Here is an 18213-nt window from a genome sequence, read left to right on the forward strand (position 1 = left end):
GTTCTAGGCCGCATGTTCCGGCGACGGCCCCGCCACGCCAGTCGCCGCCGGGTCCTGTTGGGCGAACCAGTCGTCGATGCGGGCGGCGACCGTATCGCGCGAATCCGCCGCGATGTGCAGGCCCAGTTTCGAACGGCGCCACAGGACGTCTTCGGAGCTCCTGGCCCATTCGACGTCGCGCAGATAGCGCAATTCGGCTTCGTGAAGACCAAGGCCCGGTGCGAGTGACGGCCCGAGATCGTCGAGACTGCGCGCCGCGCCGATGAGCGTGTCCGCGCGCGTACCGTAGGCATGCGCGTAACGACGCGCCTGCGACTCCGGCAGCCATGGATGACGCGACCGAAGCGCCGCGATGAACGCGTGAAGGTCCGCATGAGGCAGGTCGCCGCCCGGCAGCGGCACACCGGCGGTCCAGGTTCGGCGGTCGTGCCGAAGCGCGCCGCACAGCGTGTCCACGGCCTCTTCCGCCAGCTTCCGATACGTCGTGATCTTGCCGCCGAAGACCGAGAGCAACGGCGCCTCGCCGTCGGGATGATCGGTTTCGAGCCGATAGTCGCGCGTCACGGCGGAAGCGTTCTGCGCGTGCTCGTCCTCCAGCAGCGGGCGCACGCCCGAGTAACTCCAGGCGACATCCGCCGGCGAGATCTTCTGCTTGAAATAGCGGTTGATGGAGTCGCACAGATAGCGCACTTCCTCCGCGTCGATCGACACGCGCGCCGGATCGCCATGAAACTCGAGGTCCGTCGTGCCGATCAGCGTGAAGTCGCGCTCATAGGGAATCGCGAAGATGATGCGCTTGTCCGGGTTCTGGAAGATATACGCGTCATCGTGAGAGAAGAGACGGCGCACCACGATATGACTTCCCTTCACCAGTCGCACGCGATGCTGCGGCTTCTCGAGGGTGTGGATGCCGTCGCGCAGAAGCTCGCCGACCCACGGACCCGCCGCGTTGACGATCGCACGCGCCCGCACGGTTGTCAGCGGACCGTTGCCGCTGCCAATGCGTGCGTGCCACAGGTCTTCCTGCCGCGACGCACTGACGAGCCGCGTTCGCGTCAGCACGGTCGCGCCGCGCTCGCGTGCATCGAGGGCATTCAGTACGACAAGACGGGCATCATCGACCCAGCCGTCGGAGTAGATGAAGCCGCGCTCGATGCTGTCGACCAGCGGCCCCCCGGCGGGGTGGCGGCGCATGTCGATGCCGCTCGACCCCTGCAGCAGTTCGCGTTTTGCCAGATGATCGTAGAGAAACAGTCCGGCGCGGATCAGCCAGGCCGGGCGCAGTTCCGGCATGTGCGGCATGACGAAGCGCAGCGGCGAGATGATGTGCGGCGCCGAGCGCAGCAAGGTTTCGCGCTCCTGCAAAGCCTTGCGCACCAGGCCGAACTCGCGATATTCGAGGTAGCGCAGACCGCCGTGAATGAGCTTCGTGCTCGACGACGACGTGTGCGACGCCAGATCGTCCTGTTCGACCAGCATGACCGAGAGCCCGCGTCCAGCGGCGTCGCGTGCGATCCCCACTCCGTTGATGCCGCCGCCCGCCACGAGCAGGTCGTAGATCAAGCCTTGCATGGTTTCTTTGTTTCCCAGGAAGTGTCCGGCACGAATGCAGGCAAACAAACCGGAATGTTCGTTTGCGAAAATTTATCGAACATCGAGGGAAAAGTAAAGCGGCTGGCTGCGTGGCGAGTTTCGCAAAAAAGAGATGGAAAAGGCGCGACAGAAGAGTAAGCGTGCGTCACGCCTACTCGCGTAAAATTTTCGGAAGTGAACGTTCCGTTTTCGAAATTGTTCTTAGGTATGACGGGAAGGCGCCGGCAGCGAGCGTCGCGCGACGGCCGCGCCGAGCGATGCCGTCGGCGTGCGCAAGGCGTTCGTGGGTTACCGCTGCCGGCGGTTACAAGACGGTTGCGGCAGCGGTTCCGATGACCTTCGGCGCTTCACGTTCGCTTGCGTGCACGGGCGCCGTCAGCGTTGCGTTGTGAAGGAAAAGCCGTGCTTCTTCAACTCTCCCCATTCCTCGCCCCACCCGCCAGATACTCGTACTCTTCCGTGTTGATATGCGTGATCCGATACTCGACCGGCTTCTGGTTGATCGAGTAGGCCACGCGTTCCACTTCCAGCACGGGCGCGCCCGTTTCGAGTTCAAGCAGCTTGCCTTCCAGCTCGCTCGCGCGCCCGACCCGCAGGCGTTCGTCCGTGCTGGTCACGTTGATGCCGAACGCATCCTGATAGAAGTTGTAGAGCGTGTTCGGACGGCTGCGCAGCATGCTTTCGGTCAGGCCGGGGAATTTGGTTTCCGGCAGCATGACCGTGTCCACCACCACGACCTTGTCATGCAGCGCGAGCGCGTTCGTGAAGACGAACAGCCGCGTTCCCTCTGCGATGCCCAGTCGCGCGGCCACGGCCGGCGGCGTCTTCGCGCGCTTGAAGTTGACCAGCGTGACCACGGGATAGGCGCGGTCGCCATCGCGACGTGCCACGCGGAAGTAACGGAAGAAGTGCCGGTCACGCCGATGCTGCGCGACAAACGTGCCCAGCCCCTGATGCCGGATCAGGATGTTCTCGGCGCATAACTCGTCAATAGCCTTGCGCAAGGTGCCGATCGACACGCCGAAGCGCTCCGCCAGCTTCTTCTCCGATGGAATCACCTCGCCGCCTTTCCATTCCTGCGCGGTGAGCGCGGCCAGCATCGCTTCCTTGACTTCCTTATATCGCGTACCGCCGGGACCGACCGGCATGCCCATGACCGTGCTCATTGCGCCTCCCTCGACCTTCTCCTGAACTGTCCGCGTATTGTAACTCGCGTCTCCGGAAACATGTAACACATATAGATGACATAGTTGACATGGATGATATCGACGCCTAACATGCATCTCAACGAACGGCGCGGGGCATCCCGGGCAGGCCATCGGAACATCACCAACAGGAGGAGCACATGAGTCACGCAGCAGCGGGAGCAAGCAGTGCAGCGAAGGCGGAAGCGGGTGAGCGCAGGACCATCCACATCGTGCTGCATGAAGCCAAGGACACGGTGGGCGTCGCGGTGGTCGAAGGCATCAAGGCCGGATCGCAGCTGAACGCGTGGATCATGGACGAGGACGAGATCGTCACGGTGCCCGCGAAGCAGGACATTCCCATCGGTCACAAGGTCGCGCTGAAGGACATGAAAGTGGGCGACACGGTGTTCAAGTACGGCGTGGATATCGGCAAGGTGGTCGCGCCCATCACGGCGGGCGAGCACGCGCACGTACACAACATCAAGACGAAGCGCTGGTAAGCATTCGCGCGGCATCGCTTCCTTCACCCCACATCGAGAGAGAGACACCATGAGCGCGATTCAACTGGATACCATCTTCCGCGGCTATCGCCGGGACAACGGCCGTGTCGGCGTGCGCAACCACGTCATCATCCTGCCCGTGGACGACCTGTCCAATGCGGCAGCGCAAGCGGTCGAGTCGGCCATCAAGGGCACCATGGCCATTCCGCATCCCTATGGCCGCCTTCAGTTCGGCGCGGACCTGGACCTGCACTTCCGTACGCTGATCGGCGCGGGCTCCAATCCGAATGTCGCGGCGGTGATCGTGATCGGCATCGAGGAAGGCTGGACCAAGCGCGTCGTGGACGGCATCGCCAAGTCGGGCAAGCCGGTGATGGGCTTCGGCATCGAACTGCACGGCGATCACGACACCATCATGCGTGCCTCGAAGGCCGCGAAGGAAATGGTTCAGTACGCAACCGCGCTCGAACGCGAGGAATGCCCGATCAGCGAACTTTGGGTCTCCACCAAGTGCGGCGAATCGGATACCACGTCAGGCTGCGGCGCGAATCCCACGGTCGGCAATGCATTCGACAAGCTCTATGGCCTCGGCAATACGCTCGTGTTCGGCGAGACTTCCGAGCTCACGGGCGGCGAGCAGATCGTTGCGGCGCGCTGTGCAAATGATGGCGTGCGCGAGCGCTTCCAGTTCATGTTCGACCGCTATCAGGACATGATCAACCGCTGGAAGACCGACGACCTTTCCGAGTCGCAGCCGACCAAGGGCAACATCGCAGGCGGCCTGACGACGATCGAGGAAAAGGCGCTCGGCAACATCCAGAAGATCGGCAAGAAGTGCATGGTGGACGGCGTGCTCGACAAGGCCGAAGAGCCGACGCACTCGGGCCTGTGGTTCATGGATTCATCGTCGGCGGCGGCGGAGATGGTGACGTTGTGCGCGGCATCGGGCTTCGCGGTGCACTTCTTCCCGACGGGGCAAGGCAATGTGATCGGCAACGCCATCGTGCCGGTCATCAAGATCTGCGCGAACCCGCGCACGGTGCGCACGATGGGCGAGCACATCGACGTGGATGTTTCAGGGATCCTGCAGCGCGAGCAGAACCTCGACCAGACCGGCGACAAGCTGCTCGAATGCATGCTCGCCACCGCGAACGGCCGCTGGACCGCTGCGGAAACGCTCGGTCATCGCGAGTTCGTGCTGACGCGTCTGTTCGAAAGCGCATGACGCAACGGTAGTTCCAGAAGCAAGGATTGCAGAGGCATACAGAAGTCCCCGCCCGATGCACGCAGCGGTCCGGCAAGCCGTCACAGAAACGGCCCGGACCGCGGCGGCGCGCATCGCAAGTCATCTGGCAGCAAGTGGAGGAGACACCATCTTGCGCGTGCTCAAGCATCTCTATGTCCAGGTCCTGATCGGCCTGGCAGCCGGCATTCTCGTCGGCTATTTCGCGCCGGCAGTCGGCGTGCAGTTCAAGCCGCTCGGCGACACCTTCATCCGCCTCATCAAGATGCTCATCACGCTGCTGATCTTCTGCACCGTGTCCGTGGGCATCGCGCGCATGGAGAGCCTGAAGCAGGTGGGACGCGTCGGCTTCAAGACCATCCTGTACTTCGAAGTGGTGACGACCATCGCACTCGTCATCGGCCTGGTGGTCGCGAATGTGGTGCATCCGGGCGCGGGTCTCGACATCGATCCGAAGACGCTCGATCCCGGCGCGGTCTCGCACTTCGTCACCGAGGTGCATAGCGCCGAGCACAGGAGCCTGCTGGAAGAGCTCGTGCCGAACTCGGTGGTCGGCGCATTTGCGCGCGGCGATCTGTTGCAGGTGCTGCTGTTCTCGGTGTTGTTCGGCGTCGCGCTTTCGCTGATGGCCGAGCGCAGCAAGTTCCTGTCGCAGGCTATCGAGCAACTGGGCGATGCGTTGATGCGCATCGTCGAGATGATCATGCGTCTGGCGCCACTCGGCGCGTTCGGCGCGATTGCGTTTACGGTGGGCAAGTACGGCATCGGCACCTTGCAGCAGCTTGGCTTGCTGATCCTGTGCTTCTACGTGACGAGCATCCTGTTCGTCGTGCTCGTGCTCGGCACTGCATGCCGCTGGGCGGGCGTGAGCCTGTGGCCGCTGCTGCGCTATTTGCGCGAGGAATTGCTGATCGTGCTGGGCACGTCCACGACGGAGTCCGTCCTGCCGCGACTGATGGAGAAGCTCGAACGGCTCGGCTGTCCGAAGTCGGTGGTGGGTCTCGTGCTGCCCACGGGCTATTCGTTCAACCTCGACGGCGCGGCCATCTATCTGACGATGACGTCGCTGTTCATCGCGCAGGCCACCAACACGCATCTCTCGCTGATGCAGCAGCTCGGCCTGCTCGCGATCCTGCTGCTGACGTCGAAGGGCGGCGCGGGCGTGGCGGGTGCGGCACTGGTCGCGCTGACGGCCACGCTGTCCTCGCACAACATCATTCCGGTGGCGGGCATTACGTTGATCATCGGGATCGATCGCGTGCTCAACGAGATTCGCGCGCTCGTCAACATGATCGGCAATGCGGTGGCGACGCTGGTGGTCGCACGCTGGGAAGGCGTGTTCGATGTCGAAACCGCGCGTGCGATACTCGCGGACCCGCGCGCGGCCCTCCAGGAGGACACGCGCATGTTGATCGAACCCGCGCAGGATCTGCAGAAATGACCGCATCAGAAGACATCACGCTCGCTCCCGCCACCTTGCACGCACTGGCACGCCGCGCGTTGCTGGCGGCGGGCGCTACCGCATCGACCGCGGAAGCCACGGCAAAGGCGCTCGTCTATGCCGACGCGCGCGGCCTCTCGTCACACGGCGTCGCGCGCCTGCCGATGTACCTCGCACAACTGCGCAACGGCCGCGTGGATGCGGCTGCGGTACCCGCTATCGTGCGCGACCGGGGCGCGGCGTTTCTCGTCGATGCCGCCGATGGCCTCGCCTTCGACGCCTGCTCGCTTGCCATCGCGACCGCCATCGAACGCGCCCGCACCTTCGGCACGGCGGCGGCGAGCGTCACGCGCAGTCATCACTTCGGCGCGGGAGCGTATCACCTCGAAGCGGTGGGGCAAGCGGGACTCGTGGGTCTCGCGTTCAGCAACGCGCCGGGTTCGATGCCCGTGTGGGGCGGCAAGCGCGCGCTGCTTGGCACCAATCCGATCGCCGCCGTGTTTCCACGCGCGCAGGCTGAGCCGTTGATGATCGACCTTTCGCTGTCGCACGTGGCGCGCGGCAAGATCATGGTCGCGGCCCGCGATGGCAAGCCCATTCCGGAAGGCTGGGCGACCACCGCCGATGGCGCGCCGACCACCGACGCGCACGCCGCGCTCGGCGGCATGATGCTGCCCTTCGGCGGCGCGAAGGGCGCCGTGCTGGCCCTGATGGTGGAACTGCTTGCGGCGGCGTTGTCGGGCGCGCAGTTCGGTTCGGAGGCAGGTTCGTTCCTGACGGAAGAGGGTCCGCGTTCGGGCGTCGGCCATCTGTTCTGGCTGCTCGATCCGGATGCGCTGGCGGGTTCGCAGGTCTATCAGGCGCGCATCGAAACGCTGATCGAACTGATGCTCGCGGATGACGACGTGCGCCTGCCGGGTTATCGGCGGCACGACATTGCGGCCGCCAGCGAACACTCGGGCATCGTGCTGAACCGCAAGCTGTTCGAGCAACTCAGCGCACTGGCGAACGATAACGCCGACGCGCTCTGATATCCGTTCCGCATAAAAAATTCTTATCAGTAAAAGGCAACACACCGCACGAACACCTTCCCCCGCGATACCCGAACAGGCGCCTTCAAGACGCCCCGGAGACAAGCATGCGCAAGATCTTTCGTCAGATTTACGTGCAGGTTCTCATCGCAATCGTCGCCGGCGCGTTGCTCGGCCATTACTTCCCGCATGCGGGACAAAGCGTGGCGCCGCTGAGCACGGCGTTCATCAAGCTCGTGAAGATGGTGACCGCGCCGCTGATCTTTGTGACCATCGTGCTCGGCGCGAAGGAGATGGGCGGCGCGGGCGCGCTCGGGCGGATCGGCGGGAAGTCGATCATCCTGTTCGAACTCACGACGACCCTCGCGCTGCTGTTCGGGCTCTGGGCAGTCAATACGATCCAGCCGGGCGCAGGCCTTAACCTGACGCCCAGTTCCATCGACGCGAGCGTGCTCAACGGCTATGAACACTCGATGCATGCATCGGGCGGCATCATGGGCTTCCTGCTGGGCATCATTCCGGACAGTGCGGTATCGGCATTCGCCAACGCCGACATGCTCCAGGTCGTGCTGTTCTCGACGCTCTTCGCCATCGGCCTGTCGCATGCGGGCAAGACCGGCGAGACGGCCTACAAGTTCTTCGAAGGCGTCGGCAGTGCGCTGTTCGGCATCGTGCGCATCGTGATGCGGCTTGCGCCCATCGGCGCGTTCGGCGCGATGGCGTATGCGGTGGGCAAGTTCGGCTTCGGCACGATGAACTCGCTGCTGATGCTCCTCGTCACGGTGTATGTCGCGACGCTCGCCTATATCGTGCTGATTCTCGGCGGCATCTGCCTGATGTGCGACGTGAGTCTCTGGCGTCTGCTCAAGTACATTCGCGGCGAGATCCTGTTGGTGATCGCGACGGTTTCATCGGAAGCCGCGTTCCCGCAACTCGTGAAGAAGCTCGAGGCGCTGGGCTGTCCGACGGGCGTCGTCGGCATCGTCATGCCGATGGGCTATACCTTCAATCTCGCCGGCACCTGCGTGGCGCAGGTGATCTGCGCAGTATTCATTGCGCAGGCCTTCGGCATCCAGCTTTCGGTGGCGGAACAGGCGGTGCTGGTGGGCATCTCGATGCTGACCTCGCGCGGCATGGCGGGCGTGGCCGGCGCGAGCTTCATCTGCCTACTTGCGACGCTCGCCGCGTTCAAGCACATTCCAATAGAAGGCGCGGCGATCGTGCTGGGCGTTGATCGCTTCATCGCGGAGATCCGCGCGACGACCAACATGATCGGCAATGCGGTGGCGACAGTGGCGGTTGCGCACTGGGAGCGTCAGCGCGACGACGTGTGCATGCGCGAGACGCTCGGCATGCCGCCGAAGGCGGTGACGCGTTGAAGATGCACTCAGACGGGCGCGGGGCCGCTGGTGCCGCGCACGACGAGTTCGATCGGCAGGCAGACGTCAGCGGGAGGGCGCTCTGTGTTCAGCCATTCGAGCAGGCCGAGCGCCGCGCGCTGGCCGAGTTCATAGGTGGGCAGCAAGACCGTCGAGAGGCCGGGCGTGATCTGCGAGGAAATCGGCAGGTTGTCGCAACCGACGATCGACAACGCGTCCGGCACGGCGATTTCAAGCGACTGCGCTTCGAACAACGCGCCGAGTGCGAGCACGTCGTTGCCGCAGAACACGGCGGTGGGACGCGGGCGCAATTGCATCAGATGCTTGAGGCCGGCGCGGCCGCCGTCGAAGCCGAAGGGCTGTTCGATCACGTTCGCTTCGGGGAGGCGCACGCCGGCATCCGCGAGCGCGCTGCGAAAGCCGTTCAGACGATGGCGCGCGCGATCGTTCTGCCGTGTCATGCCGGAAATCATGCCGAACGCGCGATGACCGAGCGAGAGCAGATGCTCCGCCGCGAGCGTGCCGATCAAGCGGTTGTCGAAACCGATGAGCGGCGCCGTCGTGGTCAGGATCTCGCTGGCGGCAGCGGCATTGGTCCAGGTGATAAGCACGGGAATGCGGCTGGCGCGCACCATCTCCCAGGTTTCATGGGCGTGTTCGGCCCCGACGAGAACGAGCGCGTCCACGGCCCGTTCGAGCAGTGCGCGCGTCGCTTCGGTTTCGGAAGCGAGGCTGTATTCGTGGGCGGAGATCAGCAGCTGATAGCCCGCGTTCGCGAGCGTGCTTTGCAGTCCCTGGACCGCGCGCGCGAAGATGGCGTTGTCGAGCGTCGGCACGATGGCGCCCACCATGCGCGCCCGTCCCGACGCCAGCGCGCGCGCCGCGCCGTCCGGCACATAGCCGAGTTGCGCGATGGCCTGCAGGATCCGGTCGCGCGTGCCGCCTTTGACCTTGTCCGGATTCGAGAGCGCGCGCGATACGGTGGCGGTGGACACCCCCGCAAGCGCGGCGACGTCCGAGAGCCTGGGCCGGTCTTCCTGATTCAATGCAGTCGTGTCGTTCATGCAGGATGCCTTGCATCTTCAAGCCAGGACGCCAGCATCACATCCGTATCCCGGCGCAGCCTCTAGGTATCAATACCGATTCTTTGCAACCAGCCTTTCTCTATTATAGATGCAAGCGCTTGCATTATGCATTTTGCATTCTTTAAACCACCGCCGGATACGACCGGCATATTTTTTAGACCGAAATGCAAGCGCTTGCATTTCGGCCGGAACGAGAGAACTTCAATCCAGGAGCAGAGCGATGACGGTGTTTTATCTGAAGAAGGCCACCAAGACCCCGGAGACCGAAACCGGGACGGCACAGCTTGTGGTCACGGAAATGCTCGCTGAAATCGAGGCGAACGGCGAAGCGGCCGTGCGCGAGTACGCCCGTAAGCTGGATCGCTGGGAAGGCGACATCATCGTGCCGCGCGACGAGATCGAGCGCCGTGCGCGGGACGTGCCGCAAGCCGTGCGCGACGACATCGACTTCGCGGTGAAGCAGGTGCACGACTTCGCCGTCGCGCAACGCCGTTCGATCGAAGATTTCTCGGTGGAACTGTATCCGGGCGTCACGGCGGGGCAGCGGGTCATTCCCGTCAATGTGGTGGGCTGCTACGCGCCGGCCGGCCGTTATGCGCATATTGCGTCGGCTTACATGGGCGTCGCGACGGCGAAAGCAGCGGGCGTGAAGACCGTAATCGCGTGTTCGAGCCCGTTTCGCGGCGGCGGCATTCATCCTTACGTGCTCTACGGTTTCAAGGCAGCGGGCGCGGACGTGGTGATGACCCTGGGCGGCGTGCAGGCCATCGCGTCGATGGCTTACGGACTGTTCACCGGCAAGCCCGCCGACGTGGTCGTCGGGCCCGGCAACAAGTTCGTCGCGGAGGCGAAGCGGACCTTGTTCGGCAAGGTGGGCATCGACGTCTTCGCGGGGCCGTCGGAAGTCGCGGTCATCGCTGATGAAAGCGCCGATCCCGCCATTGTCGCGAGCGATCTGGTGGGACAGGCAGAACACGGCCATGAATCGCCGGCTTGGCTCTTTACGACATCGCGGGCACTGGCTGCTGAAGTGACCGCGCTCGTGCCGCGCCTGATCGACGACCTGCCGCCGACCGCTCGCGACGCCGCCGCCGCCGCGTGGCGCGATTACGGCGAAGTGATCGTGTGCGACACCCGTGAGGAAGTGGTGGAGGTGTCGGACCGCTATGCGTCGGAGCATCTCGAAGTACATGCCGACGATCTGGCGTGGTGGCTCGACAACCTGACCTGCTACGGCTCGCTGTTCCTGGGCGAAGAGACGACCGTCGCGTTCGGCGACAAGACGAGCGGCCCGAATCACGTCCTGCCGACCAAGGGCGCGGCGCGCTACTCGGGCGGGCTGTCCGTTCACAAGTTCGTCAAGACGCTGACATGGCAACGCATGACGCGCGAGGCGTCGCGGCGCATCGGCGAAGTGACCGCGCGCATCTCGCGCCTCGAAGGCATGGAAGCGCACGCGCGCACGGCCGACGACCGGCTGAAGAAATACTTTCCGGACGAGGCCTTCGAGAAGGGTGAAGCCGTCCGCGTCTGAGTTTCTGCAGGCATTCAATGGAGCGAACGATGGAACTCGCAAGCATGTTCAGTCTGCAAGGACGCGTGGCGCTGGTGACCGGTGGCAGCGCCGGCATCGGCCTCGCGATCGGCAGCGCGCTCGGGCGGGCCGGCGCGCGCGTGCTGCTGGCCGCGCGGCGTGAAGGCGCGCTGCGCGATGCCGCGGCCACGCTCGCGGCGCAAGGCATCGCGGCAAGCGTCGTCGTGGCCGACGTGAGTTCGCCCGAAGCCGCGGTGCAGTGTGCGCACGCCGCGCTCGCGCAGCACGAACGCATCGACATTCTCGTGAATGCGGCCGGCGTGAATCTGCGTCAGTCCTTCGCGGAGGTCACGCCCGAGACGTGGCAAACGCAGCTCGCACTGCATCTGGGCGCGCCCTTCTTTCTCACCCAGACACTCGCCCCGCAGATGAAGGCGCGCGGCTGGGGACGCATCATCAATATCGCGTCGTTGCAGTCGTATCGGGCGTTCGCGAACAGCGCGCCTTATGGCGCCGGCAAGGGCGGCGTGGTGCAGCTCACGCGCGCAATCGCACAGGAGTGGGGCCGTCATGGCATCACCTGCAATGCGATCGGCCCGGGATTCTTTCCGACCGCGCTGACGGCATCCGTGTTCGCGGACGAAGCGCTTGCCCAAAGGCATGCCGAACAGACCTGCCTCGGCCGCAATGGTCGAATGGAGGATCTGGACGGTCTTGCCGTGTTCCTCGCGAGCGATGCATCGGCCTATATCAGTGGTCAGACAATCATGATCGACGGCGGATACACCGCGCGTTGAGCAACGATGGCGGAGACAAGCATGTTGATACAGGACAGTCGTGGTGCAGGGGCGACGCCCATCGAGCAGGACGCACTACAGGCCCGCGCGGCATCGGGCGCGGACAATCTCAGGGCCGTGACGCTATCCAGCGTGCTGGGCGCCGTGATCGAGTGGTACGACTTCTTTCTCTATGGCGTGGTTGCCGGCGTCGTGCTGAACCGGCTGTATTTTCCGCAGGCCGATGCCGTGGTCGCCACCATGCTCGCGTATTCGACCTTCGCACTGGGGTTCGTGGCGAGGCCGGTCGGCGGCGTGATCTTCGGTCACTTCGGCGACCGCCTCGGACGCAAGAAGATGCTCATGCTCACACTGCTTCTGATGGGCGGCGCGACGATGTTGATCGGCGTGATACCGACGTATTCCTCGATCGGCATTGCGGCGCCCTTGCTGCTGCTTGCCTGCCGCATCGTGCAGGGAATCGGTCTGGGTGGCGAGTGGGGCGGCGCGGTGCTGATGACCTACGAGTCGGCGCCCGTGGCGCAGCGAGGCTTCTATGCGAGCCTGCCGCAGATCGGCATGTCGCTCGGGCTCGTGCTGGCCTCGGGTGTGGTCGCCGTGCTGTCCTATACCCTCGACGACGCCCAGTTCCTCGCGTGGGGCTGGCGCTCTGCGTTCATCGCGAGCGGCGTGCTGGTGATCGTCACGTTCTATATGCGCAAGCATGTCGCCGAGACCGACGACTTCAACAAGGCGAAGAAGAGCCAGCATGAGAGCTTGCCCATCGTCGACGTGTTCCGCCGCTATCCCCGCACGGTGCTGGCGTGCATGGGCGCGCGTGTGATCGATGGCGTGTTCTTCAACGTGTTCGGCGTCTTCTCGATTCACTATCTCACCGAGACGCTGCACTTCCCGCGCACGACGGCGCTGCTCGGTGTGCTGTTCGGCGCTGCCGTGATGACCTTCTTCATTCCGTTCTGGGGCCGGGTTTCGGACAAGCTGGGACAGCCGCTCGTGTATGGCATGGGCGCGTTGCTGGCGGGGCTGTCCGCGTATCCCGCGTTCATGTTGATGCAGGGCGCGAACGGCTCGGCGTGGCCTGTCTGGATCGCGATCATCATCCCGTTCGGCGTGTTCCATGCGGCCGTGTTCGGCACCATGTCGTCGCTGTTCTCGGAGGCATTCGAACCCGATGTGCGCTACAGCGGCATCTCCTTCGTCTATCAGTTCGCCGGCGTGTTCGCGGGCGGCCTGACGCCCGTGGCCGCAACTTACTTCACCGGTCTTCAATCCGGCAAGCCGTGGTACTTGTGCGCATACGTCCTGGCCGGCGGCCTGCTGAGCGCTGTGTGCTGCGCGTGGCTCGCGCGACATCGCAAGTCGCCGCAATGCGAACGCGTACGCGCCCGCGCGCTGGCTGAAGCCCGCTAACTTCACTGGAACTCACATCATGAAAGCACTCGTTTATACACAACCCAACGAGATGCAGTTGCTCGACCGGCCGGATCCCGTCGCGGAAGAAGGCGAGGTCGTGCTGAAGATCGATGCCGTCGGCATCTGCGGTTCGGACATGCATGCCTTCCACGGACACGATCCCCGCCGTCTGCCGGGTCTCGTCCTCGGGCATGAATTCGCCGGCACTATTGCGCACAGCCGCGCCGCAGGCTGGAGCGAAGGGATGCGCGTGACCGGCAATCCGCTCATCACGTGCGGCACATGCGAATACTGCGTGCAGGGCAGGGACAACCTGTGTGCGAACCGGACGATGGTCGGCATGACGCGTCCGGGCGCCTTCGCCGAATATATGTCGATACCAGCAGCGAGCCTGGTCGCCATTCCGTCCGGCATGCCGGCGCACGTGGCTGCGGCCACTGAACCGGCGGCCACTGCGCTGCACGCCGTGAACCTGATCATGCGCGCGTTGAACCGTCCGCTTCCGGAATGCCGCGTTCTTATCATCGGCGGCGGGGCGATCGGGCTGTTCTGCGCGTTGCTGCTGCGCTCGTATGGGTGTCGTGAGGTGACGGTCGCCGAGACCAACGCGGCGCGGCGCGCATCGGCGGAACATGAGGCGAAGTGCGCGACCTACAACCCGCTGGAGCAGGAAGCCGCGCCGGATCGCTTCGATTGCGTGATCGATGCAGTCGGCGCCCGCGCGACGCGCAACAGTGCGCTCGCGGCGCTCAAGCCGGGCGGCGTGATGATGCATATCGGCCTGCAGGATTGGGCGAGTGAAATCGACATGCGCAAACTGACGCTCGCGGAGATCACCTTGCTGGGCACCTACACCTACACGATGGCCGATCTGCGTGCGACGGTGCGCGCGCTGCACGAAGGCGCGTTCGGCGGTTTGTCATGGCTCGAACATCGGCCGCTCGCGGAGGGTGCGCAGGCCTTCATGGATCTGCATGCCGGTCGCGCGAAGTCGAGCAAGATTCTGCTGATTCCCGAGACGGCTTAGGCTGTCCGATGACGCGTCACTTCGTGGAATGAAGCGGTCGCCAGCTTCCGGTCTTCGGGCACAAGCTGGCTGGTGCACCGTTCACCCACACTTGCTCTTCATCGAGTTGCAGGGCAGTGGCGTGGGCCGTATCGAAGACTACGTTCAAGGCTCGCGCGACCTGTGCCTCTTCGATGGGAAGCTCCCAGGTCAGGAACACTTGCACGCGGCCGTGATCCGGTGCGAAGTCTGCCTCGTCGAAGTGGTCTTGATCGCGCGGGATAACCGCATGCGGCTGCCCCGTATCGAAGATCATGGCAGTCCCGCGCACTAATGGAATGCGCTGGCCCGTGAGCGGGAAATGCACATCCAGTCCCTTGTCCTCGCTCAGGAACAGATTGCAGAACGCCGCGCCGCCGTATTGCGCGCCGTCATGGTGATAGCGCGCGCCACGGCAGGCCATGAGCGCCACGTCGCTCGAAGCCAGCACGCCGGGCAATCCGAGCGCTTCCGTCCACGCGGTCATGGCGTGCACGCAGCGGCGGTAATCCGGCCAGCGCGCCTGCGTGCGTGCAAGCGACATCGGTTCGACATCGCCGGCTTCGAGGTCCAGTTGCGACGTGATCTCGCGTTGCCAGTCCGCGAGCACGCGCGCCGAAGGCACGGGCACGTCGAGCGTATCTGACAGCACGATGCGGCTGACCGAGCGGCTGCGCAGCGTGTCGCCGCTCCAGAAGAAGGAGGTCAGTTCGCCGGGCATGGCATGTCGCTCCTGGATCACTCGCTGCGCGCGCGCATGCGCTTGCGGATTTCGGAATCGAGAATCAGCCGTCCGCGCAGTTTGCCCTTCATGCGCTTCACATATCGCGGCGCTTCCGTCATGTGAATCACCATCAGCTCGCGCACTTTCTCGGCGTCCCGCGCGCGCGCCGCTTCGGTGATCGCTTTATGGATCTTCACGTTGGCGCGCCCGAAGCGTTCATGTTCGGCCTGCGGCGTATCGTTCCGGTATTCGATCAGCTGGCGGATCATCTCGTTGATCAGTTCGCAACTGAAACGCAGAAACGGATTGGGATTCGCGGCGGCAAGGATGTCGTGGAAGTTCACGTCTTCCTGACGCTGCCTGACGATATCCTTGCCCGCCAGCGCTGAGGACGGTTCGTCGCAACACGCGATATTGCTTTCGAGTGCCGCGAAGTCTTCTTCGGTGAGATGCGGCACGGCACCGGCGGCAAGTTCGGGTTCGAGCAACTGACGCACGGTGTAGATGTCGTCGATGGTCACGTCCTTAAAGAACAGATAGTTCTGCAGCAACTGCAAGGTGCGGTCGAGCGGCACTTCGACGATCGTGCCGCCGCCCGACGGCCCCGTCGTCACCTTGATGAGCCCCTGCACTTCAAGCGACTTGAGCGCCTCGCGAATGGTGCTCTTGCTCACCGTGAAAAGTTGCTGCAACTCGACTTCGCGCGGCAGCTTGTCACCGGGCTTCAGATCCTTCTCCGTGATCAGCCGCTTGATTTCCTCGGCGACCAGATCCGCGCGCTTGGGCTGCTTGATCGATTGCCGCGCGAACTCGATTCCCGCGCCGGCGCGCTTCGCACGCTCCATCACCATTCCTTGCTCCTCTCGATTCGCCGGCTGTTCAACCTGTCTCAGGCACCTTCGTTCGCATGCGCTTTCGCGCAGACCGGAATATTGCCTTATTGACACCCGAATTTATTGTTTCTAGCATCAGCTTCATCCTATTTATCATGATAAATAGGATGAAGACAGCCGATGCCTGAACGTATCACGAAAAAAAGCGCGGCGGTCGCGAAGGTCATCTCTCAAGGAGCGTCAATTTTGAATCGCCGAAACATGTTGAAGCTGGCCGCGCTGTCGGCCATTCCTGGATCGTTCGAAGCGCTCGTATCAAGAAGCGCGTGGGCGCAGGGGTCGCCGCTCCAGTTTGCCTGTCCGGTGCCGATGTCCGGCCCCTTCGCGGCCAACGGCAAGTACGCGGACCTCGGCATGAAGCTCGCCATCGAACAATACGGCAAGGTGCTCGGCCAGTCGCTCGCCTACACGACGCTCGATACCGAGGGAAAACCCGCAACCGCGGTGCGGCGCGTTCAGGAAATTGCGCAGCAGAAGAACGCGCACTTTTTTGCAGGCGGCATTCTCTCGTCCGAGGCGCTGGCCATGGGCAAGGAAGTCGAGAAGGCCGGCGGCATCTTCATCACGACGGCGGGCGCAGACGAACTGACCGGCAAGGACTGCAACAGCGCCACGTTCCGCTGGTCCGTGCCGACCTTTGGCGCCATCGAGCAGACCGTGCGGCCGCTGATCCAGACGATGCCCAACGCCAAGCGCTGGTACACGATCACGCCGCAATACGTGTTCGGCGACGGCCTCTTGTCCGCTGCGAAGAACATCTTCAAGGAGAAGGGCATCGAGCATGTGGGCAACAGCTATCACTCGCTCAACGAAAAGGAGTTCAGCGGCTATCTGACGAACGCGGTGGCGGCCAAGCCCGATGTCCTGCTGATCCTGAACTTCGGCTCGCAATCGTCGGACACGCTGCGGCAGGCGGTGAGCTTCGGCATGAAGAACAACTGCACGATCCTGATGGCGTGGGCATCGGGCCTGGAGCAGTTCGAGGCGCTCGGACCGGACATCTGCGAAGGCGTGTACTTCGGCGCACAGTACTGGCATGCGATCGACTCGCCGCTGAATCATGACCTCGTCAAGCGCGTGAATGCGGCCTACAAGTCGAACCCGAACTACAGTCTCGCCGGTTCGTACATCTGCACGAAGATCCTGCTGGACGGCATCGTGAAGGCGGGCAGCGCGGATCCGAAGAAGGTGATCGCGGCGCTCGAAGGCATGAAGTACGCCGGGCTGACGGGGCCTGAGGAAATCCGCGCGGGCGACCATCAGGTGTTGAAGAACTACTATCTGCTGAAGGGCAAGGCCAAGGGCAAGATGAAGGACAAGGACGATTACGCGGATATCGTCAGCTCCGGCCAGTCGTTCCTGCCGCTCGACAAGACGCAGTGCAAGCTCGCGTAACACGCATCCCGCTGGCGTTTTCCAGGCGAATGCGGCGCGGCCCGCATTCGCTCCGTCACTCTTCTGACGCAAGGCCATGAACGTTTATCTGTTGCAGGTCGTGAACGGCATCGGCGTGGGCATGCTGTACTTTCTGCTCGCGGTCGGCTTGTCGATCGTGTTCGGGCTGTTGCGCTTCGTGAACTTCGCCCACGGCGCGTTCTATCTGCTGGGCGCGTACTTCTGTTATCAGGCCATGCAATGGTCGATGAACTTCTGGACCGCGCTCGTCATCGTGCCCGTGATCGTGGGCGCGCTGGCGTGGGTCGTCGAGAAGGTCGTGCTGCGGCACGTCTATGCGCAACAGCATGAGTTCCATATCCTTGCGACAGTCGGGCTCGCGCTCGTGATCCAGGAGTGTTCGATCATCGTGTGGGGGCCCATCGGCGACAACGTGGCCGTGCCGGACATCCTCAACGGCGTGGTCATGTGGGGCAGCTTCATCTACCCGAAGTACCGGCTCTTCGTGATTGCGTTCACGGCCGTGCTCGCGGCGCTTCTCTGGTGGGTGCTCGAAGGCTCGCGGCTCGGCAGCGCGGTGCGCGCGGGCAGTGAATCGAGCGAGATGGTGTCCTTGCTCGGCATCAATGTGACGCGCATCTTCAGCCTCGTGTTCGCGCTGGGTGCGGGCACGGCGGCGCTTGCGGGCGTGCTCGCGGCGCCGATTCGCGGTGTCGATCCCTTCATGGGCATCGAGGCGCTCGGCGTGGCCTTCGTCGTCGTGGTGGTGGGCGGCATGGGCAATTTTCTCGGTGCGCTCGTCGGCGGTCTGCTGGTCGGCATCGTGCAGAGCGTGATGAGCACGCTGTGGCCCGAAGGCGCGCGGCTCATGATCTATGTCGCCATGGCGGCGGTGCTGTTGCTGCGTCCGAACGGATTGCTCGGGAGGGCCGCGTGAATTCCAAACCGACATC

16 protein-coding genes are annotated in these 18213 nt (G+C 63.8%); 11 read left to right on the forward strand and 5 right to left on the reverse strand.

The features are described 5' to 3' along the window. Positions 1-3: 3 nt before the first annotated feature. Together glpD and QCE88_RS19455 are read right to left on the reverse strand one after the other, a co-directional pair. Positions 4-1572 carry a glycerol-3-phosphate dehydrogenase gene (glpD, locus tag QCE88_RS19450; RefSeq protein WP_309905107.1) on the reverse strand — a complete coding sequence of 523 codons (1569 nt, stop codon included), beginning with the start codon at positions 1570-1572 and terminating at the stop codon, positions 4-6. 431 nt (positions 1573-2003) lie between these two features. Continuing rightward, the gene (locus QCE88_RS19455; protein ID WP_309840285.1) at positions 2004-2759 is read right to left on the reverse strand and encodes a GntR family transcriptional regulator; all 756 of its coding nucleotides are present in this window, start codon (positions 2757-2759) and stop codon (positions 2004-2006) included. 251 nt (positions 2760-3010) lie between these two features. Here QCE88_RS19455 and QCE88_RS19460 point away from each other — a divergent pair, with 251 nt between their 5' ends. The 5 genes from QCE88_RS19460 to QCE88_RS19480 all read left to right on the forward strand — a co-directional run bounded on the left by QCE88_RS19460 (position 3011) and on the right by QCE88_RS19480 (position 8374). Next, positions 3011-3280, forward strand: coding sequence for a UxaA family hydrolase (locus QCE88_RS19460; RefSeq protein ID WP_050451961.1), 270 nt, complete (start codon positions 3011-3013; stop codon positions 3278-3280). A 49-nt stretch (positions 3281-3329) separates the two neighbouring features. Further along, positions 3330-4505, forward strand: a complete 1176-nt coding sequence (locus tag QCE88_RS19465) for a UxaA family hydrolase (protein WP_309840283.1) — start codon at positions 3330-3332, stop codon at positions 4503-4505. Positions 4506-4656: 151 nt separating this feature from the next. Beyond that, positions 4657-5964 carry a C4-dicarboxylate transporter DctA gene (dctA, locus tag QCE88_RS19470; RefSeq protein ID WP_409018165.1) on the forward strand — a complete coding sequence of 436 codons (1308 nt, stop codon included), beginning with the start codon at positions 4657-4659 and terminating at the stop codon, positions 5962-5964. Further along, complete coding sequence (locus QCE88_RS19475; RefSeq protein WP_309905109.1) at positions 5961-6995, forward strand: Ldh family oxidoreductase; 1035 nt, start codon at positions 5961-5963, stop codon at positions 6993-6995. Before dctA ends, QCE88_RS19475 begins: the two co-directional genes overlap by 4 nt. A gap of 107 nt (positions 6996-7102) precedes the next feature. Then, positions 7103-8374: a cation:dicarboxylate symporter family transporter gene (locus QCE88_RS19480; RefSeq protein WP_309905111.1), complete on the forward strand. Its 1272-nt coding sequence runs from the start codon at positions 7103-7105 to the stop codon at positions 8372-8374. 8 nt (positions 8375-8382) lie between these two features. Here QCE88_RS19480 and QCE88_RS19485 read toward each other — a convergent pair whose 3' ends face one another. Then, positions 8383-9438 carry a LacI family DNA-binding transcriptional regulator gene (locus QCE88_RS19485; RefSeq protein ID WP_309905113.1) on the reverse strand — a complete coding sequence of 352 codons (1056 nt, stop codon included), beginning with the start codon at positions 9436-9438 and terminating at the stop codon, positions 8383-8385. Positions 9439-9679: 241 nt separating this feature from the next. On the opposite strand from QCE88_RS19485, the gene hisD reads away from it, so the two are divergent. Genes hisD through QCE88_RS19505 form a run of 4 tightly spaced genes read left to right on the forward strand, consistent with a single transcriptional unit; the run spans position 9680 to position 14230 of the window. Further along, entirely contained in the window at positions 9680-10993 is a 1314-nt protein-coding gene (hisD, locus tag QCE88_RS19490; RefSeq protein ID WP_309905115.1) for a histidinol dehydrogenase, read from the forward strand. Positions 10994-11022: 29 nt separating this feature from the next. Further along, the gene (locus QCE88_RS19495; protein WP_309905117.1) at positions 11023-11790 is read left to right on the forward strand and encodes an SDR family oxidoreductase; all 768 of its coding nucleotides are present in this window, start codon (positions 11023-11025) and stop codon (positions 11788-11790) included. A 21-nt stretch (positions 11791-11811) separates the two neighbouring features. Beyond that, positions 11812-13200 (forward strand): MFS transporter, encoded by a 1389-nt coding sequence (locus tag QCE88_RS19500; protein ID WP_309905119.1) that lies wholly within the window; start codon positions 11812-11814, stop codon positions 13198-13200. Positions 13201-13219: 19 nt separating this feature from the next. Then, the gene (locus QCE88_RS19505; RefSeq protein WP_309905121.1) at positions 13220-14230 is read left to right on the forward strand and encodes an alcohol dehydrogenase catalytic domain-containing protein; all 1011 of its coding nucleotides are present in this window, start codon (positions 13220-13222) and stop codon (positions 14228-14230) included. A gap of 16 nt (positions 14231-14246) precedes the next feature. On the opposite strand, the gene QCE88_RS19510 is transcribed toward QCE88_RS19505, so the two are convergent. Continuing rightward, the gene (locus QCE88_RS19510; RefSeq protein ID WP_309905123.1) at positions 14247-14969 is read right to left on the reverse strand and encodes a hypothetical protein; all 723 of its coding nucleotides are present in this window, start codon (positions 14967-14969) and stop codon (positions 14247-14249) included. 17 nt (positions 14970-14986) lie between these two features. Next, on the reverse strand, positions 14987-15823 hold the full coding sequence (locus QCE88_RS19515) for an FCD domain-containing protein (RefSeq protein WP_309905125.1): 837 nt from the start codon (positions 15821-15823) through the stop codon (positions 14987-14989). Positions 15824-16051: 228 nt separating this feature from the next. Between QCE88_RS19515 and QCE88_RS19520 the strand changes: the two genes are divergently transcribed. Continuing rightward, entirely contained in the window at positions 16052-17260 is a 1209-nt protein-coding gene (locus tag QCE88_RS19520) for an ABC transporter substrate-binding protein (protein ID WP_309905126.1), read from the forward strand. Between the two features lie 76 nt (positions 17261-17336). Further along, positions 17337-18197 (forward strand): branched-chain amino acid ABC transporter permease, encoded by an 861-nt coding sequence (locus tag QCE88_RS19525; protein ID WP_309905128.1) that lies wholly within the window; start codon positions 17337-17339, stop codon positions 18195-18197. Positions 18198-18213: the final 16 nt, after the last annotated feature.

This window comes from Caballeronia sp. LZ035 (assembly GCF_031451175.1).
Taxonomy (GTDB): domain Bacteria; phylum Pseudomonadota; class Gammaproteobacteria; order Burkholderiales; family Burkholderiaceae; genus Caballeronia.